Origin of the sequence: Paenibacillus sp. W2I17 (assembly GCF_030815985.1) — a bacterium.
In the GTDB taxonomy this organism is placed as follows: domain Bacteria; phylum Bacillota; class Bacilli; order Paenibacillales; family Paenibacillaceae; genus Paenibacillus.
Window position 1 is genome coordinate 708,201 of the sequence record NZ_JAUSXM010000001.1, and the last position, 24,584, is coordinate 732,784.

A 24,584-nucleotide genomic window follows, 5' to 3' on the forward strand; every position below is an offset into this window, starting at 1 on the left:
AGGAATGTGTAATGCTTACCGCAGACCGCGCAGTTGAAACTTTGGTGGAGAAATTCGCAGTAACCTGTTCGAACGAGTATTCATTAAAAACAGATCGCAGCTCCGAAATTATCGATTACGTCTTGGGAACGACAGACAAGTTCCCGGATATGTTGGGAAATTCGAGTCATTATGTGTATCAAACGATTGATCTGCTCATGAAGCTTGCCAAAAAAGACGATGGAGATATCTTTTACCGTGCCGGGGCTATTGTGATATATCTGGAATCCAATTATTCCAAAAGAAATTCATGGAGAACGGATGCCCTTTACTGTCTGTATGGGAAATGACTCCGAAGCCTACGGATTAAGCGGGAAGAGCAAAAGTGCTGATCGCATGGATGGATTGTTGTCCCGGTTGGAGAAGATCAAACAGTTTGCAGGCGAGAACGAAATTTCGACTGAATTAAAGAGTAAATTAAAGCGTGCCCAGTGGCTTTTTGATTCCAAAAAAGCGGACAGTCAAGGGGATTACCGGGATGTGATTAATGCATTAATGCTGCTTCAACTATATTCAAGACTCAGTGACACGGCTTCTCATCTTGCAGAGGTTCAATCTTCTGTTCAATCGTTACCAGTGTTGTTTCAACATGTGATGGCTAATGATGCAGATAAGTTGCGGGACGAGCTACATACGTTGATTGAACCTGTAGTGGTCAGTAATATTCAAGGAAAACATAACGGATCTTCCCAAGAATTGAAGGATGAATTCCTCAAGGAGAAGCGTAGTCAGCTCATAGCTGAACTGTATCCCAATACGTCTTTCTCTTCAAAAGAGCAATGTTCAAACACTGTATTCCATCAAACTATGGTGCTTGTGAGTGGTGCCTTGTTGTACCTGATTAACATTAGTGGAGGTAAACAACGGTTCCTTGATACAAATAGTGAGATTGGGCAAGTTTTGCTTCACACAATACATCAATTACATGAGATTTATCCACTTGAAGTTCGCCGTTACTTGCTGAGTATGGACCCTAGAGCCAAGAGCCCAAATGATCTGCTTGCTGGACTTGTGCCTCTGGATGAGCCTTATCAGTTGGTTGAAATGTTGCGGGACGAGCTTAATTCGTACACGGTATCTTGGAACATGTTACAATCTGCGATCGCGAATCGTCCTGAACAAGCGATTCGAGCATACGAGATTATGAAACCGCCATTCCTGAAACTCTGCATTCAGAAATTCATGGAGGATCAGGGATTGACATTGCCTAATGCGGAGGGGTCACTGGAGCAAGCGGTATTTAACGCTCTTCGGCATCCTTTGGACGGGGGACGTCAAGGACTGGCGATTGCAAGATACTTAAATGGGGAAAACAACCTGGAGGAATATTGGGAGGACCCGAATAGTCGCGGGTTGTTTAATCAACTGAATCGGGATAAGAAGCGTGTTCACAACCTCATTAGTATTAGTTTTCTGCCCTTGGACTCGGAGGCGATGCGCAGGTTCGCAATCCTGACCACTCATCCCGATTGGACACTGGATATTATCTCGGACATGTACAATTCATACGCGTTTAGTGGAGAGCAGCTGCTTCAACGTTATGGGCAAGATCCTGAGGTGCAACGTGAGAAATTGCTAACCAGCCTGATCTCACTTAATGGCATGACCGACTACAGATACAAATCCATGCCGCATGACGAATACCGCCGAATCATTCAGCAGAATCTGGACTATGCACTGACACAGTACAAGAAACTGCCAACAGATACGCGCATTTTAATTCTGGAGATTACCTTTGAACAGCGTGATGAGTTATCGAAGAAAATATTGGCCGAAGCGATTCGTGCCGGATTGCAGGATTCTTCCAAAAAGGCCAACGGCGTGGCGTTAGCGGAATTCAACCGTATTCCTGATCATGACTTGTATACGCTCGTCTACCTCTCGGAGAAAAAAGTGGGAATCAAAGAAATGGCTCTGACCGCAATCCGCAGTCTGGAAAACAGCAAGGAGCTGTACGGTGAGCTTTTGAAGAAAGAGAAGTCCGATGAGTGGAAGAGCTTGATCCAAATTCTGCTGGATACCGCAGATCTAAGTCCAGAGTATGCCCATGCTGCACTCGCTGATCAGGCGGATGCCAAAAAGTTGTCGAGACTGAGTTGGTTGTCCTTGAAAGATCTCCCTTCACTGATACGTATTGAAGACAATCAGCCTTTAGATGACCGGATTAAACAGTATGCTTTGGTCCAATCATTGGATCATACATCCGGTCCTAATGAACGGTTGAATGAATTACGAGATTACGTAAGTGAGGCATCGCTCGCTCGTTTTGCAAGTGAACTGCTTCAGGTCTGGATTCAGGAAGGTGCTCCTGCGAAAGAAAAGTGGGTGATGTATGTTTCAGCACTCTTTGGCGATATTCAGATTGTGAATATTTTGGCTCCGCAAATTAAGGAATGGACAGAAAACAGTCGTGGCGCGATTGCAGCAGATGCTGTAAAAGTGCTCGCTTATCTGAAAGATCCATCCGCTCTTATGGCGATTGATAAAATCAAACGTGGCGTGAAGAACCGTCAGGTGAAAGGTGCAGCAGAAGAAGCATTGCAGCTTGCAGCGGATAATATGGGACTTACCCCGGAACAACTGGAGGATCGGTTAGTCACCACGCTTGGTTTTGATGAAAAAGGAACCATGCAGCTGAGTTACGGAGAGCGTTCCTTCCTGGTTAAGGTTAATGGAGACTTGCAAGTGGTTGTTCTCAATGAAGAAACGGGCAAATCCGTGAAGAGTCTGCCTGCTCCTGCACAGAAAGACGATCCTGAATTGGCAGCGCAGTCCAAGGCACGTTTCACACAGCTGAAAAAAGATCTCAAATCCATGGTTAACATTCAGGCGCAGCGTCTGGAAGAGTCATTGTCCAAGCAACGTCTGTGGTCTGCCGATGAGTGGAAAGCACTGTTTGTACAAAATGTAATCATGCAAAAATTTGCTGTTGGTCTGATCTGGGGAACGTATGAGGATGGTGCACTGATCAGCACCTTCCGTTATATGGAGGATGGCACCTTCAATTCTGTGGATGAAGATGAGGTTGATCTGCCTTCGGGTGCGCAAGTGGGACTTATACACCCGCTGGAACTGGATCAGGCGACGCTTGAAGGTTGGACAACGCAGTTGGAGGATTACGAGATCAAGCAGCCATTTGAGCAACTGAATCGTGAGATTCACCAGCCTGAAGATGAGGACAAGACAAAGAGTGAATACGATCGTCTGCCTGAGTCTGATTTCTCACCAACGGCTTTCCCCAAAGCACTGGAGAAATACGGTTGGATCAAAGGACCGGCACAGGACGGCGGCTGGTATCATGAATTTTATAAAGAGTACGGAGATCTTGTTGCGGAATTGCAATTCAGTGGTACGAGCATCACGTATTACGAAGGACTGGATGATATTACACTCGAATCCTTACATTTCTTCAAACCGAGTAGCAAGCAACATTATTACTATGGTGACAACAAATCCATTGCTCTGGGCAACGTTCCAGGTCGCGTGTTCAGTGAAACGATCTACGATATTCTGAGAGCAACGGGGCGTTGATGACGTGAGTGGATTCAAGGAAAAATTCCGGATTTTTTCGAAGCTGTGTACGGAGGATTATCTGATTCGGTATGCCAACAAGGGGTTGTACAAAAGGTCTTTGAAAGAGTTGGACAATGGTGTAAGTGTAAAGTACACATGGAATGTATCATCGGTGAGTTGTCAGCTCAGTGACGGGACACAATGTACGCTTGAGAATACACTAGATCATTGGGAATGCTCCTGCCCAGCCGATCATATCTGCAAGCATGTGCTGATTGCAATTCTGTATGATCAACGGGAATATACGGCAGAGGATTCAATGAATGCAGACGAGAAGCATGCGCTGGATAAGGACTTAGGGATATCGGATAATGATCGGTTGGACGTACCAAAAGACTTATCAGTAACAGAATCATCATCAAACTTAGTATCAAATGTGGACGATCCAAGCGAAATTCCGCATACGGTATCACGTGAGATCGAGTCTCGCTTCCGCTGGATGACGGAGTCTGACCTTACCGTGTTAATTAAATCGTATAGTTCTTCCATGATTGAGGAAGTTGTTTTCCGACTGAGATACCCAGAGGAAATTAAGATCTTTGAAGATTCACTTCTTACGGTTCATCTGACCACTCAGAATATCGAGGTGTCTTTTACTGAGGAACCGAACCTTGCAAAAGCACTATGTAAGGTGCAGCAGACAGCTGGGAAAATCGCCAAGCTTGAAGCTTTGTTACGGTACCGGAACCTAAAAGGCCTGGATGATACGGATGCATTAAGTGGACGGGTGTACGAAGCCAAGTTCTCTCTTCAGACGGTGCAGGAATGTCGGGTTATGCTGGCAGGATTGTTGAAGACGGGACTGGCCCGCCTTCCTCAGTCCTATATGGCACAACTGGAGACCTTGGCAATCGCTGCTCATAGTGGCAACCTGCCTGACATAGAACGCAGTTTACGAGGGATTCAAGGAGAACTACAGTTGTTTTTCAACAGACATATACGTTTCTCCATGCAATCCATGTTGGATCGGGTAAGCAAGCTGTATCTTGCACTCCAGGTTCTTGAAGAAGAAAAGGTATCTGTCATTCAGCAGAGTCAGCTCATTGGCAGTTTTCGAAGTAAATACTTTACCGTTCCTTCACTCCACCTGTATGGACTGGGAGCTGATGCGTGGGAGACACGATCCGGTTTCCGTGGAATCACCTATTATTTCTATTGTTTTGATGATGAGGAAATCTACACCTATAGCGATGTACGTGCTTTATATTACGATGATCAGCAGTTCTCATATACAGAGCATTATGGTGCATTCACACCATGGCTGCCTAATCTGACCTTTCGCCAGTTTGTGGGTGAAGAAGTTCAATTCCATTCAGTTAAAGTGAATGAAGAACGCCGGATCTCTTCCGGGGAAGGTGCCAAACTTGCTATTTTGCCACGAACGGGTGTGGAAACGTTGAATCTGGGCAAAACCATGCAAGATGTAACGTCTGTACTTCAAGAGGAATCGCGATCGTTCGACTTGTTTGCTGCTCCCAAAGAACGATTGGCTGTAATCAAAGTTGCTCGAATCGTGGACCATAACTTTGTCAAACAAACGCAGGATCTTGTCCTGACGGTTGAGAGTGCCGAAGGAGAACGATTGGCACTTACTCTCCCGTATTCAACTGATTGGCAATCGATGATCCAAAGACTGGAGTCAGGATATGGTGCTCAATCGCTTGAGCACTTCTATGCCTTTGTGCGTGTGGAACCAAAACGGATTAGCCCAATCAGTTTCCTGAAGGGTCAAACGGTGCTCAGTCTGAAACTGGATATCGGTAATGGGAGGATGGGCAGACTTGGAAGAATATAATCAGTTCATGCAGAGAATTAACGGCTGGTCAGAAGAGTTGCTCCTGCGTGGGTTATCTCAGTTTACGATCCGGGATATTGAGGTACTTGAGCAGCTCGCAGCGGAATCCTTACGGTTGCAGATGAGTTTCCTGCATGAGTTGTTGAATCACCTCATCAAGGAAGGGCTTAGCGTGGCTCTTGGACAAGGTAATGAAGAGTTGCTGTTATTTCAGTATTGTCGTCTCACCCAATATGTGCAATTGATTGTGCAAGAAGAAGCGTAATATTGGTTAGTATTCCAAGCGAAGGTACATGAAGCGATATGATGTAATAAATAAGATGTATTATAGGATATAAGAAGATTTGCAGAAGGCCACAAGGTCACTGCAAATCTTTTTTATCGTGGAGTAAGTAAAAGTCATTTGTTAAACGAATATAGGTAGGTAGCACGAATCAATACGAGGATTCGTGATCATATGAGCATGGAAGGGAGGTACATGTAATCGTGGAAGAAGAACAGATACGGAAGGCAGTAGCGAATCGTGATCCTGAGGCCATGGAATGGGTGATGAACCACTACGCAGGTTTGTTATGGAAGATTGCTCATTCCATCCTACATCATGCATCTACAGAAGAGATTGAAGAATGCGTAGCAGATACATTTTTTGCTTTTTGGCAGAATCCGGATGCATTCCAATCTGGGCGAAGTAGCTTGAAAAATTACCTTGCAACAATCACAAAACATAAAGCGATTGATCGCTACCGGAAACTCAATCGAAGAACTGAGCTTACATATGAAGAGGAGATTCATTCGGTGCAAACGGATGATTTGTTGGTTCAGATGATCAGTAAAGAGACATATACGGAACTTAATCAAATGATTGAATCTTTTCCAGAACCGGAACGTGAGATTATGAAACGTCGGTTTTATGAAGGACAGAGACCCCATGAGATATCAGAAGCATTGTCCCTACACGTTAGGCAAGTCCATAACAAGCTTTATCGCTCCAGGCAACGATTGAGGACATGGTGGATGAACAGGAAATAAAGGAGGGGATCAAATGCGAAAATCCGAAAAAGAATTCACTGAGCAGAACCTCTTTAATATTAAAAAGTTGTTCTATGATAAATTGGCGATGAATGAACCACAAACCCTTACGAGATCAGATACATCATTTTATCCACCTGTATTATATCCATCCGATCCATCCGCACAGACAAAGAAGTCCATGAATAAAAGAAAAAAGTATCGCAAAGCCATCTATATTCCTGTAACCGCTGCGTTATCGTTATGTCTTGTTACAGGTGCAGCTGCATCGGTGGGCATCATTGACCTGCCTTCTATTCTTCATTTTCTAGGTGCAGATCGGATTGGCATTCTTCAGCCTGTTCATCAGGTGAGTGAAGATCAAGGGATTCGAATGGAGGTTATAGGTGCTGTCAGGGACGGAGATACAACGGAAATCTATGTTTCATTATCGGATCTGACGGGTCATCGCATTGACGATACACTGGATGTATATGATTACAGGGTAACCGGAGGTAATGCAAACAACGCTCAGATTATTCATTATGATGATGCGAATCAAACGGCTATTGTCCGATTCCTCATTCAAGGAAAAGTCAGCAAAAATCGAATTACAGTTCAGATTAATACGCTGATGTCGGGTACATCTCTTCAAGAGGGTTACAACGTACAAGTGGACTGGGAGAAGTTGCTACAAGAAAAGCAAATCAATAGCTATGATATCCTGGATCGAAATCGTATAAGTGGCTGGGGAGGTGAAACTGATATTCAAATGGAAACCGATCCAATTCCGGTATTGCATCAGGATGTAACGAATATCCCAGTTGAGGGTATTGATTGGATGCATATTTCCAATATGGGTTTTGTGGATGGCAAGTTACACATTCAGATTAATCCGGATAATGAGATTGGCGAGTATAATCATGGATACTTCTACTTCACGGATGAGCAAGGCCAAAAGCTCGATATTACCCAATATTCCATTAGCTACGGGAGATACATGAAAAATGGAGTAGACATTGGTGGGGATTACATTGAGTTTGTGTATGATCTGTCTGCTGTTGACCAATTAGATAAACTTAGACTCCAAGGCAGCTTTACAAGCATTAGTGAAGTTGTGCAAGGGAATTGGAAAACGACCTTTAACTTAAGTCAAAATGCTTTGAGAAAAACAGGAGACGTTCAGCTTGATGCAAATGGAGGCTTACAGGCAAATGTTACTCTTTCCTCGGTTGGCGTCACGCTTACAGGTGAGGCACTGAGCAAGATTCGGATGGAGGACTTGAGTATTGAAGTTCACCTGAAGGATGGTACAAAGTTGTCTGACAAATCTGGTTTCCTCCAGCTGGATCAGGATCTCATTAAGTGGATATCCCCTAAGACCATTCCGGGTGAATGATGTGAGCTACCTGCTAATCAATGGAGAGAAAGTAACTTTGCAAGATGAATAACTAAAAGGTGAATCAAAAAGATAAGTGCGATCGGAAGTTTGTTCTGTCATCGGAGTGGTAAGTGTGAATATTCTTTAGTTCAACTTATATAAAATGAATTACATGTCATATCCCGATTTATGACGCATACCATTAGGCGAATGCGGTCATAAGGGAGGAAACTGAGATGTCCATGAGCGAATCGCTGTTAACGCAAATTGTAAATCAACATATTCCGGCTGGTGCAACGGTCGTCACTATTGATAAACCTGTTCAACATCCAGCGATCTATGCGGCAGATCTTACCGGTGACGGTATGCCGGAGATTGCTGCAGTCTATCAGTTGAATGGTGAGCTGTATTTGCTCATTCTGAAATTTTTTCAAGGACATTGGATCAAGATGGCACTAATTAAGGGATTGGGGTATGGGGTGACTTTAATGACTGCAGCCCCTGTAACTTCAACTGCAAGGAACAATCTTATTATCGGTTGGCGGATTGGTTCTATTTGGTCTAAGCTTGCCGTATATGAGTGGACGGAATCAGGGCTCAAAGATCTGGCGCCTGACGATCTATATTATAGCTATGCAGAGATTATAGATATGCCTGGTCCGCATGGTCGAGATGGGAAAGTGGAGATTGCACTCTGGATACATGACACAGGTGAAGCCTATCGTGTGGAGATTATCCGATGGCAGAATGGGAAATGGGTTCCTGCACCGGACGTATATGCAACCTATTATCCAAAAGTGGTGCAATATTACGAGCAACTAACCCAGCAATATCCTGATTATATCTTTTACTGGTATTACCTTGCGGATGCTCAGTACCACGCGGGCCAGTATCCGGCAGCACTCGCTTCAGTTCAGAAGGCACTCAGTTTCCCGGAAGCGTATCCTTCCAGAGAGGTACTACAAGAGCTGGAAAAGAAAATTAAGCAGGCGATGGTCCCTATAAGCCATACCCGGGTAGCGACATGGTTATATCCTGTCTCCGTTCGAACCACAAGTGGGACGCGTTGGGGGTATATGGATGCCCAAGGCCACATTCGGCTTGAGCCGGTACTGGATGACGCGCAAGAGTTTCAGCCCAATGGATTGGCTGTGGTTGTGAAGGATGGTCGTGCCGGCGTTATTAATCTTCAGGGGCAGTATGTCGTTCAACCTGTATACGATTCCATCAATTCCTTTTCCGAAGAACGGGCGATAACAATTGATTCTCAAGGATTTAAGATGATTAATGAACAAGGTACAGTCCTGACCAAACGGGCGTACCCGTATATCTCAAATATGAACGACGGTCGAGCGTTATTTTACGATTCTAATCCTGGTCAGTCAGATGGTTCGGTGAGTCGGTATGGTTATCTGGATGCGTCGGGCAATGAGGTGATTCCGGCACAGTTCGCTTCGGCGAATGATTTTCAAGATGGTAAAGCGGTTGTGCAGATTAAGGACAATGAATATGCGCTCATTAATCGCAATGGACATCGGCTCGCAACGTATCCATATGCCTATGTGGGACCACTGGGGGATGGACTGCTTGCTTTTCAAAAAGAAACCTCGGGGAAATATGGATACATCGACGAACGGGGTAATATTCGCATTCAGCCCAAGTTTTCATCGGCATTTCCTTTTAGCGGCGGGCAAGCGATTGTTAATACAGCGGAGGATTACAAATCGAACTATGGTGTCATTAATACGGAGGGATCGTTTATCATTCAACCCGCCTATAATGACATCCGCGAACTAGGCGAGCATCGTTATGCGCTGGGGCAAGCGATTAACCCGGAGCAGCCTTATATCGGCTCTGTGTATGCGATTGCAGATACCAACGGTAGAAGGCTTACGGAGTTCCTATATCGCGAAGTAGGCAATTACAAAAACGGCCTTGCTTCCGCATCGGATGGCAGACAAACCTATCTGTTGGATCTGAGTGGAAGGCCTGCAGCTGGGTATCCTCATGTTGAAGGTTCGGGTACGCTGGAGGTCGTGGCACCAGATCTGATTAAGGCCTATGTAGACCAGCGCTTATCTTATGTGAATCGGGCCGGACAGATCATCTGGCGGCCAAATACAATCGTTCCGCTTCATCCACCGTACCGTGTACGCGAAGAGAAGTACAAACCAAACAGGGACTACCTCGTATATTATCCGCAGGTGGAGGGATTAACGAACCAAGCGGAGCAGCTTGCGCTGAATGCCAAGTTGAAGCAACTCTCCCAGGTTAAACCGATCCCTGCGGATCAGCAGCTAGATTATACGTATACAGGTGATTTTGATATAACGTTTTATCAGCAGCAATTGCTGCAACTGCAACTCACAGGTTATAACTACCCGGCGGGTGCAGCGCATGGTATGCCTACGATGATCTATGCGATCATTAATCTGACGAATGGTCAGTTGTATGAGTTGAAGGATTTATTTAAACCAAATAGTGACTATGTAAAAGTGTTGAGCCAGATTGTGGGGGATCAGATCAAAAATGATCCTCAATACTCGTATGTGTTTCCGGACACCTATACGGGGATTAGTGCGGATCAGCCGTTTTTTGTCACAGCGGATGCTCTACATCTCTACTTCAATCCATATGACACCGCTCCCTATGCGGCAGGGTTTCCAACGTTTACGATTCCTTTTGTCCAGATCAAGGATATCATTAATACAGAAGGTTCGTTCTGGAAAGCTTTCCATGAGTGATTGAGGGTACAGCCAACATTTTAACGAAAATATACGCTAAGGACGTTAAGGCGCAAAGACAGCGAATTTTTCCTGCTTTAAGCAAATGTCCGCTGATACTTAGCGTATAAAACAGTCAAAATGTTGGCGCTACCCCATATAGAACTACTATAAATCAATCATTCCATCCTTTACATACATCAATCCACTCTGAATAACTAGAGTATTTTTCTAATTGTTTTATTGTAAGTTCAATAGCACTATTACTACTCCCGCAAGCTGGATAGATTGTCTCAAAACGTTTTAGAGATATGTCTAGATAAACAGAAACATCATTTTTAATAGCAAATGGACAAACACCTCCAATGGCATGACCAACCATATCAATGGCTTCATCAGGAGAAAGCATTTTTGCTTTTGTTTTGAAATACTCTTTGAATTTTTTGTTATCCACTTTTGCATCCCCGGCGGCAACTACTAAAACCGCTTGTCCATTCACCATAAAAGAAAGTGTTTTTGCGATTCTCTCCGGCTCACAACCTAATGCAGATGCAGCCAAATCCACGGTTGCACTAGAAACTTCAAATTCTTTAATTTGAGAATCCATACCATATTGTTTAAAAAAATCTTTTACTTTTTCAATTGCCATAATCATCACACCTCATTTTAAAATATTTTCTAGAAGATCATAGATGAAACTTGTCTATGTTCTTGGGTAAAAAATCATGTTGTAAATGACACATGGTTCTTGATAGGGATTATTATAGGAATGAAAAACATTAGCACGAAAGCGGAGTGCTTGATTTTCTTTTAGAACAATTTTTTTTGTGTTGACTACCATTTCTAACTTACCTTGTACCACAAAAACATATTCTTCCACACCTTCAAGGTGCCTTTCAGATGGATGGTGACATCCAGGATCAAATTCGATATAGAATATTTCAACGTTACGGGTAGGGTCAAAAGGAAAAACAGGAAATGCTCTCATTTTTCCATCATTTTCAAAGATAGCGTCTTTGGACCGTGTATCAACCATACTGCACTCATCTTCTAGCTCTTCCAATAATAAAGATAAAGGAACTTTTAAGCCGACTGCGATTTTCCAAAGAGTTGTAATCGTTGGTGAAGACTGTCCTCTTTCAATTTGTCCAAGCATAGGCTTACTTACATCAGTAAGTTTAGAAACATCTTCAAGTGTAAGATTTCTAGTTGCTCGTATTTCTTTTAACCGTTCTCCAATAGTTAATACTGGCGATTGCATTGCATCACTCCTTTTGTATGTTATATCATTTTAAAATATAATATAACATACTAACAGTTGGATTCAATAGGCGGCAGTTTAATGATGTAAGTAACTCCTTCACATATTTATCCATACTAAATGGAAAATATTACGGGAGTTACAGATCAAAGAAGTCATATTTATCTATACAAGCAAAAAAACGAAAACTTTCTACAACAACACTTCTTTTGCTTGGCGAGAATGTAAATACTTCACCAGTCATTCTCAAGTTACGCAACGAGGTCATATATCCAATAGGGCTTATAAGATGCTGTGAGACAACAATAATCCGTGATGAGGTATTATTGCTCCGTGAAGAGGTAGTGATCATTCAGGGCTTTATGAGATATTAATGTGCGTATATAGCACTGCGCTATATTGAGAATGATTATTAATATCAGGAGGGGTGAGATGAACAACACATCGGAAGTGTCCGGACTAATGCAAGTAACGAAGGAGCGCAAAGGTCTGCTGATTACAGCAAGTATCTTCTCGACCCTGTCGAGTCTGTTGCAGATTGTTCCTTTTGTCGGAGTGTATAAGATCGTCGAGGAACTGCTAACACATGCGGGCCAGCCCTCTGCCATGGACAAAGATCTGTTGATCTATTGGGGGATCGTCGCATTCGTAGCCCTGATTGCAGGGCTTGTTGCGCTCTATATCGGAGGGATGTGCTCACACATCGCTGCGTTCAACATTTTGTACCAGCTCAGAGTGAGACTTGCGGAGCATGTTGCCAAAGTACCCATGGGCTATCATACTCGGACGGCAACCGGTGAGCTGAAGAAGATCATCGAAGTCAGTGTGGAGAAAATTGAGAAATTTATCGCCCATCAGTTGCCGGATCTGGTGAGTGCGATCGTTATTCCGTTAATGCTGCTGGGTTACTTGTTCTGGCTCGATTATCGGATGGCGCTGGCGCTGTTGGTTCCGATTGGAATCGGGTTTTGGCTCCAAAGTCGCCTCTTCCGCAGCGAAAAAGGCCGTCAGGCTTATCGTGATTTTCAACTTGCCATCGAAGAGATGAATGCTACGGGTGTTGAATACGTGAGAGGTATGCCAGCGGTGAAAGTATTTGGGATAACAGCCGATTCGTTTCTGACGTTTAAACAGGCGGTGACGCGTTATCGGGATATTTCGTTGAGAATAACAGATCTGTGTAAAACATCTTACGGGCTGTTTTTTGTGATCATGATCTCGTTGTTTACCTTCATCGTTCCGGTGGGTATTCTGCTGTCGAGTGGAAATGCAGGCAATCAGTCGTTTGCGATCACGTTTATTCTGTTTCTGATCATTACCCCGAGTCTATCTGCGCCGTTATTGAAGTTAATGTATCTGGGTAGTGGGATGCGAGAGATTGTGGAAGGACAGAAACGGATTGAATCGGTATTTGCCGAGCCGGTTGTACAAGAACCTGAGTTGCCTAAAGTTCCGGATACATATGAGGTTGCTTTTCGGCAGGTATCTTTTGCTTATGAACGTAAGGAGAGCGAAGCATATAAACCTGTACTTGATCAGATTGATTTTGTAGCCAAAGCAGGCGAGATGACTGCACTTGTCGGACCCTCTGGCGGAGGGAAGTCAACCATTGCAAACCTATTGCTTCGTTTCTGGGATGTGCAGGAAGGTGAGATTACGATTGGTGGAATTCCGATTCAGGAGATGGGTACGGAGAAACTGATGGATACCGTGTCCTTTGTATTTCAGGATGTACATCTGTTCTACGATACGATTGAAGAAAATATTCGGATGGGCAACACATCAGCTTCACGACAGGACGTTATAGCTGCGGCTCAAACTGCTTGCTGTCATGAATTCATTGAGAAATTGGATGCCGGTTATGACACCAGAATCGGAGAAGGCGGTACGTATCTATCTGGCGGTGAAGCACAAAGAATAGCAATTGCACGAGCATTGCTCAAAAATGCTCCCATTCTGGTCCTGGATGAAGCGACGGCCTACGCGGATGCAGAGAATGAGCACAAGATCCAGCAAGGTCTGGCCCAATTGGTTCAAGGCAAAACAGTACTGATTATTGCTCATCGTCTAACAACGATTCGTGCAGCCGAGCAAATACTCGTGATCCGCAAGGGAACGATTGCCGAGCGTGGGACACATGATCAATTGCGTGCATCAGGCGGAGTATATGAGCACATGTGGCAAGCCCATATCAGTGCGGCTTCCTGGAAGCTTGGAGGTGCAGTACGATGAAGAATTATTTATACAATATATCTGGCGGTAACCCGCGTAGTTTGCTTCCTTCGGTAATTGCAGCGATTCTGGACGGGATTGCAAAGATTGTTCCTGCGGCGCTGCTTGTGGATATATTCAATACGATCTATAAATCTTTCGCTGATCCAGACAAAGGACTGGATATCAACCGAATGTGGATTGTATGCTGCATCCTGTTTGCCTGGCTTCTGGTGGAGTATGCGGCTTACGCTTCACTCTATGATAAGACCTATCGGGCAGCATATAGCCTCGCGGCTTCAGGAAGGTTGAAGCTGGCGGAACATATTCGCCATCTGTCGTTAGGATTTTTCGGAAAACGTGATCCTGGGGATCTGACGAACCTGATCCTGAGTGATTATGGTCAGGTCGAGCATACGATCTCTCACAATCTGTCACAGCTGATCAGCGCGATTGTGCTTCCGGTGCTTGCTTTTGTCGGACTTCTGTTGGTGGATTGGAGAATGGCCGTAGCCATGTTTATTGCGGTTCCCTTAGGTGTGGCGCTGTTATGGCTTACGGATTCCATTCAGGCACGACTGAGTGAGAACCATGTTCGAGCCAAAAATGAAGCCGCCAGTCGGCTGCAGGAGTACCTGAGCGGTATTCGTGAGATTAAGGCCCACAATATGGGGGGCAAACGTTTTGAACGGCTGCGTCGTTCTTTTGACGAATTGAAATCCGCTTCTATTCGGTTGGAAGGTATCATGGGACCGATGATCATGGGGGCGATGTTGCTCGCAAGATCAGGGATGACGTGGATGATTCTGGTAGGCAGTTATTTGCTTGCAGGCGGTGAGTTGTCCTTACCGGTATTTCTGTTATTTTTGCTGGTAGGTACAAAGGTATTTGAACCGTTAACGGTTGTACTGATGAGTTATGGGGAGATGCGGTATTCTGCGTATAGTGCTAGACGCATTATGGATGTGCAGCAGGAAGCCCCGATGGCAGGAACGGGAGATGTACAGCCCAATCAGGCGATTTCATTTGACCAGGTGACCTTTGGATATGATGATCAACAGCCGGTGTTGAAAGACTTGTCCTTTACGATTGAGCCGCATACCATTACTGCCTTGGTTGGCCCATCCGGTAGTGGTAAGAGTACAGTCACACGTCTCATTGCCCGCTTCTGGGATGTACAGCAAGGCACCATTCGCCTTGGTGGCAAACCCGTTGATAAGATGGACCCGGAGAAGCTGTTGCAGGATATCTCTGTGGTCTTCCAGGACGTGTATCTGTTCCAGGATACGATCGGTAACAACATTCGTGTAGGAAGAGAAAGACGCTTCGCAATTCGAGATTGAGGAGGCAGCACGCAGAGCTTGTTGTCATGAGTTTATCTCCAGTTTACCTCAAGGGTACGATACGCTCGTTGGCGAGGGTGGATCGACGTTATCTGGTGGGGAGAAGCAACGTATCTCCATTGCACGTGCTTTGTTGAAAAATGCATCGATCGTTTTGCTCGACGAAGCCACCGCTTCACTTGATCCGGAGAACGAAGCCGCGGTGCAGCAAGCGATTAATGAGCTAGTCGCGGACAAGACTGTTATTTTGATTGCACACCGATTAAAGACCATTCAAAATGCCGATCAGATTATTGTATTGGACAAAGGTCAGCTCGTAGAGCAAGGAACTCATGCGCATTTATTAGATCACTCAGGCATCTACGCTCGGTTGTGGCAATTACAACAGGATGCAGAAGGCTGGCAGGTAAAAGTGAACGGATAATGAGTTCGATGAGATAGATAAAGTAACTGAAGCAAATAAGCCTAATGTGGCTAATGAACTGACATAAAAGGAGAATGACAACGATGTTTAAACGAATTCCTTTATGGATTGCACTATGCTGTATGCTCACGTTGGCGGCCTGTGGAACGACCCAGACGACCAATGAAGTGGCGAGCTCCTCAGAGGCAACCACACAAGCGACGACCAAAATGATTACTAACCCGAATGGAGAAGAGATTACGATCCCTTTGAATCCAGAGCGCATTGTTGATCTATCCGGCTCTACAGAAGAGCTACTGATCATTGGGAAAACACCTGTGGCCACGATGAGCGCGGATTACGGTAACCCGGAGGAAATCACACCAACCATTAAGGATCAGCTGAGTGCAGATACCGTTAATCTGGGCTGGTATGGTTTCCCGTTCAGTATTGAAGCTATAGCGGGTGCTAATCCGGATCTGATTATTCTGGGAAAGGATTTTAACACGGATCAATATGAAACTTTATCAAAAATTGCACCTACAATTGCATTGCCTTACTCTTACTATGATTGGAGAGAACGCCTGACATTCTTGGCAGATACGTTTGGAGAAGAAAGCAAGAAAGATGAATATCTGGCCAAGTATGATGCGAAATCTGCAGAGTGGAAACAAAAGCTTGAGGCGGCTGTACATGGTGAATCCTTTGCCGTAATTGAGACATATCCCAACAACCTGGTCATCTATTCCAATAAAGGTGCAGCTGAGATGTTATACAGTGAATGGGGCCTGAAGCGCACAGATGGTATCCCTGATCCAGAGGGCTGGGGAGGCAAAGAGATCGCACTGGAGGCACTAGTTACCGTTAATCCGGATCGTCTGCTATTGATGGAGAATAGCGAGAATAAGATGGTAGACAGCAAGGTGTGGAATAACATGAATGCAGTGAAGAATGAAAAGATCTATAAAATCTCTAATGTCGATAATTACAATTATTCGTACACAGCGATGGGGAGAATGGAGCTTATGGACCGTTTGGGCACGATGATCCTGGAAGGCCAGAAGTAGTCGTTGGATTAGGGCAATTGAAACGATAGATTAAATTTAACAATTAACAGAACCTAATAACGCCTATGTGTAATTGTGTAATTTGTTCGAAATCATGTAACTTGAGCGGTTCTGGCTGCGTTTAGACATTGGGGTGATCTGATGTTCGTGAACGCGGTTCAACGGTACATGGTATTAGAAGTTATATTTATCGGGATCTTCTTTACAGACTCATCGTTCTTGAAAGGATTGAAGGATACCATATTACAACGACAGAGTATTACGGTTTACGTAATCTAGGGGGCTTGATATATATTTTGTCGCTTTTTATGTTGTTATTCTTAGCCCGATCTCATGGCTGCTGCGGAAATATGTATGCTTTCCTATGGTGAAAAATTTCATCTATATGATCGGGTTTGGATGGGGCGGGCTGTGGGTTTTTGATCTCATGTACAATCCATATTTCGTGAATGGATACCATCTGAACCAAATGACATCGATATGGATCTTTGCCATTGCTGGTGTAGTATATGGCATCTTGGAGAATAAGATTTGGCGAAGAGGGCAGATGCAGAACGAACAGAAGGCTACTTAACAAATGTTGAGTAGCTTTTTTGGTTAACATAATTATTATGGTGTTTTCATTGGAGACTCAGAAGCTAAATATATTAAAAAGGATTATGTAATAGTAAGTAGTAAACATGAACAGCGGTTAAGTTAATTCGATAGCTTGTTACAAAATTCACAAAGGATGCAAGTAAAATGAAATAGGAGTTTTATCGTAAAAAGGTAAAATTCTCTGTTATACTATTTGAGTTGTTTACATAAAGTTAGATATTTTAATGAAGGGAGTTCATGAAGTAAATTAGCCGTTTAGTTTAAAATTGTAGTTTGGAGGAAAGCATTTTGTATAAAGCAGGTTTTTGGATTAGATTAGGAGCAGGTGTATTGGATAGTCTTATTATTTCAATTCCGTTAGTGATTATTGCAGGTGTGCTGACGGGTAACTTTGATACGGATGAGCCGATTGCCAAACTACTTAGTGCGTTATACTCAATTTTATTGCCAGTTTACTGGTATGGTCGAACCATAGGAAAACGCATATGTGGAATTCGAATCCGCCAATACGATACACACGAACCGCCAAAAATTGGTACGATGCTGATGCGAGTTGTTGTAGCTGGACTTGTGTACGTATTAACTTTGGGTATCGGAGTTATTGTGAGTGCTTTTATGGTCGGTATGCGTGAGGATCGACGTGCGATTCATGACTTCGTAGCAGGAACAGAAGTAGTTTGGGATTAACTCGAAGATTATAAAGAATTGGCTGTACAGGGGTAAAAATCACTGTGCAGCTTTTAAATCATTACAACTGTTTCACAAAACTCGTATTTTGTACATATGTCTATGACATGTTCATGCGATTATAAAACTTTTCATGATTCCATACAAACACGTCATCTCTGCAAATTCCATCTTGGGCTACTGGAAACGCAAACAAATCACCAATACCACTCTCAGCAGAAAACTAGATTTTCAAATGGCATATAATACTCCTCTAAAAAACCACTTCTATAGTGTCTGTTTTCATTTATTATTCGGTCCAATGGCCAAACCAGTCCAAGATCATAACTCCCTTTCACTCCATTCAGATTGTCGAGGCCATAGGCCGCATAACTAACCGAACTATTCCTTACGTTCAAGTTCCGTTGGACGCGTTGCGCCAGCATAATGAAATCTTGGCCGGCGTGTTTCAATGGTTAAACGAAGAAGGCCACGAGGTCGATATTTCTGTTGTACGCAAGGCTTTCCCCGATCTTACGGATTTCGATACCTGGGTGGAAAGGCAAGGAAAAGTGAAGTTTGAGACATTGTTTCTTACAGAGCTTGCATGAGATTGTTTGTTGACAGGTCTGGCAATCGAAAAGCTCAGTCGTAGCCATCGTCTTAATTTGTGGTGGTTTCCATCAAGAGGCTGTCCCATAAGTAACCCCGACTTGATGCGACAATGATCACGGTCGACGGCTCTTGGACGGCTCGCTAAGGGTTTCGAACGAAATAAAACGCCAAGGAAGGCGCATGCCTCCTTGGCTGTTCTTCGTACTAGACTTCAATCGATTGAATAAGGCCCTTCAGCTTCTCGGCCGACTTGTGCAACAGCGCCTTCTCGGAATCCGAAATCTCCAGCTTCAGCCACAAGTACGCATCCCAATCTCTTCTTCGAGCTATAATTTCAAGTGGTCAAAGTGAGTTGCGAAAAGAAGAAACAAGTCATTTTTAATACTACTTATTTCAAATCATAAGCTCACTTTATATGAAGGTATAATTCGGTTTGGACTTAAAAAGTTGGAGGCGTCGACACGGCAATCACCAAGGTCTCACCTTTATATACATTCTTATAGCTATGCGGTGTCTTGGCATCGAAATATATACTATCTCCCTCTTCTAACGTATATCTATCATTCCCAAGCATGAACTCCAGGCAACCAGAATGGACATACAGAAACTCCTCTCCTTCGCTGTGTCCTACGCCAACATCACCAGAAGTCGCACCTTCTTCAAGCACCCCCCAGATTGGTCCCATCTTATTTTTACTTCCCTCGCTAAGGGAATACCATGTAATACGTGAGCCTTCAGAATGTAACAACGGTTTACGTTCGTTTTTTCTCACAACGATGCTTTGTTCTTTCTCTCCAAATAGATCAGTAAAATTCACGTTTAACGCATTGGCAATCCTTTTTAGGACACTTATCGACGGATTCGCTTTGTTCCGTTCAATTTCGCTGAGAAAAGATACTGAGATAGATCCTGCTTTTGCCACTTCTTTAAGAGTTAATTTTTGCTTTTTGCGGGTATTTCTAATGACCTCGCCTATAGAATTCATCTCTCATGTCTCCTTTACATTTAAATTTTTTTCGCTCTCAGCGAAATTTATAATTTGATAATAATTAAAATATCTAGCAATAGCAAGCTTTCTTACGGTCGTTCAATTTCGGTGTAAAAACGTTGATTTAAGAAGATTATTGGATTAATATTTTAACAAGGCTGATGTGCAAATACGTTCCCGGGACATGTACACATAATTCTTTTTAAATATAGAATTTCATTTCCAGCGAAATTTTCAAGGAGGGCGATGAGCTATATGACTAAGCTACCTAAGATTTACACCGTAGGCGATACTACTGTTACCCGAGTCACCGAAATGGTAATCAGTGGTGTTCCACCAGAAATTTATTTCCCAGGTACGTGGGATCCCTCTGTATTAGAAGAGAATCAACAATTCTTCCCTGAGGGCTTGCTTGACGAAAATTCGCAACTCATCGTGAGTATTGGCACCTGGGTCGTGAAGACACCCCATCATACGATTCTTATTGATACAGCTTCAGGTAACGATAAAAACCTGCCACTAAATCCCGATCTTGCCAATCTGCAGCTACCTTATCTCGAGCGACTTCAAGAGGCAGGCGTTACTCCTGAAGAAGTCGATTACGTATTACTAACTCATTTGCATGTGGATCACGTCGGTTGGAATACGAGGCTAGTTGACGGCATATGGGTACCTACATTCCCCAATGCCAAGTACGTATTCCCTATTAAAGAACAAGAGTATTACTCCAGCGAAGCGAGCCATAACAAAGAAAATGAAGCAAATTTCAATGTTTATGAAGAGAGTGTACTTCCTATCGTTGAGGCAGGCTTGACGGAAACTATCGGACCAGAAGGCGGAAAGTTTCTAGATATATTTACATTCATTCCGACTCCAGGTCACAGTATCGGACAAATGTCTATTCGTCTTTCATCGGGTGGTGAAGAAGCTTTGTTCGGCGCCGATATCATGCATCACCCATTCCAAGTTATGCGACCGGATTGGAATTCTATGTACTGTGAATTTGGCGATCAGGCCCGAATCTCACGCCGCTGGGCTTTGGAATATGTTGCCGATCGTCCAATTATCTATTTCAGTACGCACTTCCCAGAGAGTTCAGCGGGATACGTCACCCGAAGCGAAGACGGCTTCAACTGGCGCTTTATCTAATACATTGAAGAGAGGTGAAAAATATAATGTCTAACAACACATTCAACAAATCTATCTCCATCGTATCTGAGAACTTTAACATAGCTAGCGATACGCCTGGTATTGAGCTATCGGTCCTTAATAAACGTCCTACATCTATGAATGTCTTCTCTAATGAGAAAACGATCGTCATGGTCCACGGTGCTACTTATCCAATTGGCAGCCTATATGATGTTGAGCTAGACGGTTTCACCTTCCTTGATTACCTCGCAAGTCACGGTTATGACGTCTATGCAGTAGATGTTCGTGGCTATGGTGGATCCACAAGACCGCCAGAAATGGAGCAACCTGCTGATCAGAATCCTCCGCTTGTCCGTACAGAAACCGGAGTTCGTGACTTTGGCTCGGCCGTAGACTTCGTCCTAAAGCATCGAAATCTATCGAAGGTCAATGTACTTGGGATGTCTTGGGGCGGTACGGTGGCTGGGGCATATACAAGCCGTAATAATAACAAAGTGAACAAGTTAACCCTTATTGCTCCTCAGTGGCTGAGCAACAAACCAATCCCTATTGATACAGGCGGCCCGCTTGGCTCTCATCGCCTTGTGCCCGCAGCTACTACTAAAGAACGCTGGTTAAGTGCTGCTCCTGAAGGAAAACGTGACAACTTGCTCCCTGAGGGTTGGTTTGAAAAATGGGTTGAAGCAACGCTGGCCTCCGATCCTAATAACAAGACCGTACACCCTGAGCATATCCGCGCTACCAACGGACCGATTCTAGACATACGTGAATATTGGACGGTTGGCAAAGCCTTCTATGAACCTAAAGATATCACCGTACCTGTACTCCTCATTCATGCGGAGTGGGATATCGATGTACCATTAGATTTGGCACAAAACTTCTTTACTTCCTTAACTGGAGCTGCTTATCGCCGTTGGGTGGAAATCGGAGAAGGTACTCATATGGTACTGCTCGAAAAAAATAGAGTTCAAGCGTTCCAAGCTGTTCAATCATTTCTAGACGAGAATTACACACCAGCGGGTCAATAACGACGCGATTAGCGGATTTTAATACAATCTCGCACACGCAGCTTATTACTGCGGGTTCTTTATTAAGCGAACAAAAACGACAATCATTCTATATTCATTAAAGGAGGAAAATTCACCATGAATCATACTATGGTGAGCTGATCACCACATCAAATTGTCAGGATGCAAAATCAATATCCTCAATCGCCATACGCTGGTACTCGATATGAGGGTCATCCGTCATCTCGCGTGCACGCTGCAACATATTCTCGGACAAATCCACGCCAATTACAGAACGTGCACCTTGCTCACGTGCATATCAGCAGTGCCAGCCAAAGCCGCACCCGAGGTCCAGTACGCTCTTGCCCTTCAAAACCTGCAGCATCGTTTGCAATTCATGCCACTCGCCAGCAGCCTCCAATCCCTGTGTCGATCGGGCCATCTGACTGTAATTTCCGAAAAATTCGGCTTCATCGTATTTATTTTGCTTCATAAAGATCCCTCCGTGTTGTCATCCAAAATAATCCATTCATTAACTCTACCATAATAAACGTATTAACAAGCTAAAGACCCGCCTGATCCGCAAGGATCCGGCAGGTCTTTTATTGGCCGAATGATATTTGAATATCTATAAATCGCTTTGCGAGATTCGAGCCTCCGATTGCTTTGAAGACGGCCCAAAGGTCCTTAAGCTCACTTTGACATCTTACTTGGACAAGCCGTACGCTTTTCGGATCAGCGAGAAATATTCGTCCGCCTTAACCACCTGGAACTCGGCTCCAAGAGATTCCGTAATCGCCAGCACATCCGATGGGGTCATGCTCCATGCATTAATCCCAACCGAAATAAACGTTGGAGATTTGCCATCCCATTCGGTCTTGGTACGATTCAAAATATCTTTACCATCCTGCACCGTTGAGATGCCTCGCAGAATGGAAACCGGAAAGCTGCCAATCATGATTTGAACATTGGCTTTGTCCTCGCCTGCGAGGAACAGGCCTGGAAGTTTATAGTTCTTCTCGTACGCAGCTGCAATCGAATCACTCAGCGGAACGTCTTTTCCAAGTTCACGATTGAGTACAAAAGGGTACGACATGTTAGTTTTCTTCAGATAAGAGAAGGTTTGTTTCAGATACTCCGGGAATGTGCCTGTTGGCCAGACATTTGGATTGAAGTAACCCACTCCGGATGGGCCTGCAACAAGCTGATCATTTGGTGTCGCGGTTGAACGGTAATAGTTTAGGATGGCAGGAGCTGCATCATAGAGCAACGGACTAGAAGTCCAGTTGATAGGCACTTTACCCCGAGCGGGATCAGCCCACAGGTTGCGCATATGATTCTGATCGTATTGCATGTTGTCACCTTCGCCAAAGGTATAGGTTACATAGATTTTGTTCTCTAGATTGGATTTTACCGGTTTGGGAGCAGGCTGTTGTTTTACGTTTGTTCCTGAAAATACGGTCATGTTATGGAACCAGTCGGAAGGAACAACATAGACACCATGACGAGATGTGAGTTCTATGCCAGCAACTTCGCCTTCAAAATCATTGTCGAACCAACCCAGATAAGGTGTCCCTGGCTTTACATCAGACAGGATCTTCTCGAACAGCGCCTTTTCCTCTGGCACACTGGTAGACAACCAGAACACCATGGCTTTGTTCGCTACGGCATAATCGCGGAGATAGCCATAAGGTTCCTTTTCTTCAGACGAGAGTGGTTGAACATTGCTCGCAGATACCTTGTATTGGTTCCACATCTCGATCGATACGGTTAGTTGCTTTATGTCCGCTGCAGGCTTAAATTCGTATACAAAGTAGTTTCCATTATCTGCGAAGCGGTGATCGCTTCCAGGCAAAAATTTGGAGTTATGTCGGTCATAGAGAAACGCTTCTTCCTCAGAAGAACCCGTTTTGAAATCCGCAATAATCTGTCCATCTGCTTTCACCGTCACTTGATGAACGGCAGGTCCCCAGCCATCCTGAGGAAAGGCATCATTAAAGCGGAGGTAGACCGCTTCTTTTCCCAAATAGGATGACAAGTCATAGTCATAGGTCTTCCTGTTGCTTGCATCACGAACCTGTTCCTTCTCGACTCCAACCGTTTGGAATGAATCAAAATTTCCGGACGGAATCGGGATGGAGGTGTCTGGACTCAATCCGACCAACATTCGTTGAGTGGTCTGGCTCCAGAGATGCTCATACTGCCAGTTGTATGCATCCATACGATTCTTGAACTTGCCCTGCAGGTCTTCGATTACCGACAGGTTATACGGTGCAGCAGTCAATTGTTGAGCCAGTTCAGGACTGGCAACAACAGCATTTTTGAGTCCGGCAAGTGTCGTTGCCACGTTAATGGAGTCCGGCAGCTGCGGATCATATACGATAATGCCTTTGATCTCTTTCGCATATTTCTTGAGAACATCCAATACGTTGTCATGCTGCTTATAAGGGACGTTCAAGTCCTGCAGCCAAGGGTCCACTTTATTCTGTTGAATGTAAATTCGTGGTTTTTCCCGATTGATAACCCCTTCAAGCGTCGTCAAAAGCAATTTGATATCGCCAGATTCCTCATATACATTCGCCACATCCAAACGTTCGACTTTATTGAAAGTTGGAAGCGCTTGATTTTGAGGCCACTTCAAAGAGTTTGTATGTTTCAACTCATCTGTGGCAGCAAATGCACTAGCCGATAACACGGTTGTACAGACCAGGGCAACACACAAAACGGTTAATTTACGAATCATAAAGTTCATATCTCC

Annotated in this window: 16 protein-coding genes and 2 pseudogenes; 13 read left to right on the top strand and 5 right to left on the bottom strand. The window is 44.2% G+C overall.

Annotation, left to right across the window (positions count from 1 at the left end):
• Nucleotides 1-11: 11 nt before the first annotated feature.
• The 7 genes from QF041_RS03265 (at nucleotide 12) to QF041_RS03295 (ending at nucleotide 10,540) form a co-directional block, all read left to right on the top strand.
• The gene (locus QF041_RS03265; RefSeq protein ID WP_307411818.1) at nucleotides 12-329 is read left to right on the top strand and encodes a hypothetical protein; all 318 of its coding nucleotides are present in this window, start codon (nucleotides 12-14) and stop codon (nucleotides 327-329) included.
• Nucleotides 301-3,570, top strand: a complete 3,270-nt coding sequence (locus QF041_RS03270) for a DUF4132 domain-containing protein (RefSeq protein WP_307411820.1) — start codon at nucleotides 301-303, stop codon at nucleotides 3,568-3,570. Before QF041_RS03265 ends, QF041_RS03270 begins: the two co-directional genes overlap by 29 nt.
• A 4-nt stretch (nucleotides 3,571-3,574) precedes the next feature.
• Nucleotides 3,575-5,407 (top strand): hypothetical protein, encoded by a 1,833-nt coding sequence (locus tag QF041_RS03275; RefSeq protein ID WP_307411823.1) that lies wholly within the window; start codon nucleotides 3,575-3,577, stop codon nucleotides 5,405-5,407.
• On the top strand, nucleotides 5,394-5,672 hold the full coding sequence (locus QF041_RS03280; protein ID WP_307411826.1) for a hypothetical protein: 279 nt from the start codon (nucleotides 5,394-5,396) through the stop codon (nucleotides 5,670-5,672). Before QF041_RS03275 ends, QF041_RS03280 begins: the two co-directional genes overlap by 14 nt.
• A gap of 221 nt (nucleotides 5,673-5,893) precedes the next feature.
• The gene (locus tag QF041_RS03285; protein ID WP_211083611.1) at nucleotides 5,894-6,436 is read left to right on the top strand and encodes a sigma-70 family RNA polymerase sigma factor; all 543 of its coding nucleotides are present in this window, start codon (nucleotides 5,894-5,896) and stop codon (nucleotides 6,434-6,436) included.
• Between the two features lie 13 nt (nucleotides 6,437-6,449).
• A complete protein-coding gene (locus QF041_RS03290) occupies nucleotides 6,450-7,814 on the top strand; it encodes a hypothetical protein (protein WP_307411832.1) in 1,365 nt (454 codons plus the stop codon).
• A gap of 218 nt (nucleotides 7,815-8,032) precedes the next feature.
• Nucleotides 8,033-10,540 (top strand): WG repeat-containing protein, encoded by a 2,508-nt coding sequence (locus QF041_RS03295; RefSeq protein WP_307411835.1) that lies wholly within the window; start codon nucleotides 8,033-8,035, stop codon nucleotides 10,538-10,540.
• 154 nt (nucleotides 10,541-10,694) lie between these two features.
• Here QF041_RS03295 and QF041_RS03300 read toward each other — a convergent pair whose 3' ends face one another.
• Nucleotides 10,695-11,168: a YbaK/EbsC family protein gene (locus QF041_RS03300; RefSeq protein WP_307411837.1), complete on the bottom strand. Its 474-nt coding sequence runs from the start codon at nucleotides 11,166-11,168 to the stop codon at nucleotides 10,695-10,697.
• Nucleotides 11,169-11,222: 54 nt separating this feature from the next.
• Complete coding sequence (locus tag QF041_RS03305) at nucleotides 11,223-11,780, bottom strand: helix-turn-helix domain-containing protein (RefSeq protein WP_307411840.1); 558 nt, start codon at nucleotides 11,778-11,780, stop codon at nucleotides 11,223-11,225.
• Between the two features lie 432 nt (nucleotides 11,781-12,212).
• Here QF041_RS03305 and QF041_RS03310 point away from each other — a divergent pair, with 432 nt between their 5' ends.
• The 4 genes and pseudogenes from QF041_RS03310 (at nucleotide 12,213) to QF041_RS03325 (ending at nucleotide 18,088) form a co-directional block, all read left to right on the top strand.
• Nucleotides 12,213-14,012, top strand: coding sequence for an ABC transporter ATP-binding protein (locus tag QF041_RS03310; protein WP_307411843.1), 1,800 nt, complete (start codon nucleotides 12,213-12,215; stop codon nucleotides 14,010-14,012).
• Nucleotides 14,009-15,758, top strand: a pseudogene (locus QF041_RS03315) (ABC transporter ATP-binding protein). The gene QF041_RS03310 and the pseudogene QF041_RS03315 overlap by 4 nt, the downstream one beginning before the upstream one ends.
• Before the next feature lie 83 nt (nucleotides 15,759-15,841).
• Nucleotides 15,842-16,804 (top strand): ABC transporter substrate-binding protein, encoded by a 963-nt coding sequence (locus QF041_RS03320; protein ID WP_307411846.1) that lies wholly within the window; start codon nucleotides 15,842-15,844, stop codon nucleotides 16,802-16,804.
• Nucleotides 16,805-17,689: 885 nt separating this feature from the next.
• Nucleotides 17,690-18,088, top strand: a complete 399-nt coding sequence (locus QF041_RS03325) for an RDD family protein (protein ID WP_083677446.1) — start codon at nucleotides 17,690-17,692, stop codon at nucleotides 18,086-18,088.
• A gap of 1,033 nt (nucleotides 18,089-19,121) precedes the next feature.
• On the opposite strand, the gene QF041_RS03330 is transcribed toward QF041_RS03325, so the two are convergent.
• A complete protein-coding gene (locus QF041_RS03330) occupies nucleotides 19,122-19,667 on the bottom strand; it encodes a helix-turn-helix domain-containing protein (RefSeq protein WP_307411849.1) in 546 nt (181 codons plus the stop codon).
• Between the two features lie 258 nt (nucleotides 19,668-19,925).
• Here QF041_RS03330 and QF041_RS03335 point away from each other — a divergent pair, with 258 nt between their 5' ends.
• Together QF041_RS03335 and QF041_RS03340 are read left to right on the top strand one after the other, a co-directional pair.
• Nucleotides 19,926-20,819 (top strand): MBL fold metallo-hydrolase, encoded by an 894-nt coding sequence (locus QF041_RS03335; RefSeq protein ID WP_307411851.1) that lies wholly within the window; start codon nucleotides 19,926-19,928, stop codon nucleotides 20,817-20,819.
• Between the two features lie 170 nt (nucleotides 20,820-20,989).
• Entirely contained in the window at nucleotides 20,990-21,847 is an 858-nt protein-coding gene (locus tag QF041_RS03340) for an alpha/beta hydrolase (RefSeq protein WP_307411854.1), read from the top strand.
• Nucleotides 21,848-22,007: 160 nt separating this feature from the next.
• On the opposite strand, the pseudogene QF041_RS03345 reads toward QF041_RS03340, so the two are convergent.
• Nucleotides 22,008-22,319, bottom strand: a pseudogene (locus QF041_RS03345) (class I SAM-dependent methyltransferase); the annotation flags it as partial.
• A gap of 213 nt (nucleotides 22,320-22,532) precedes the next feature.
• Entirely contained in the window at nucleotides 22,533-24,569 is a 2,037-nt protein-coding gene (locus QF041_RS03350; protein ID WP_307411857.1) for a GxGYxYP domain-containing protein, read from the bottom strand.
• Nucleotides 24,570-24,584 lie beyond the last annotated feature (15 nt).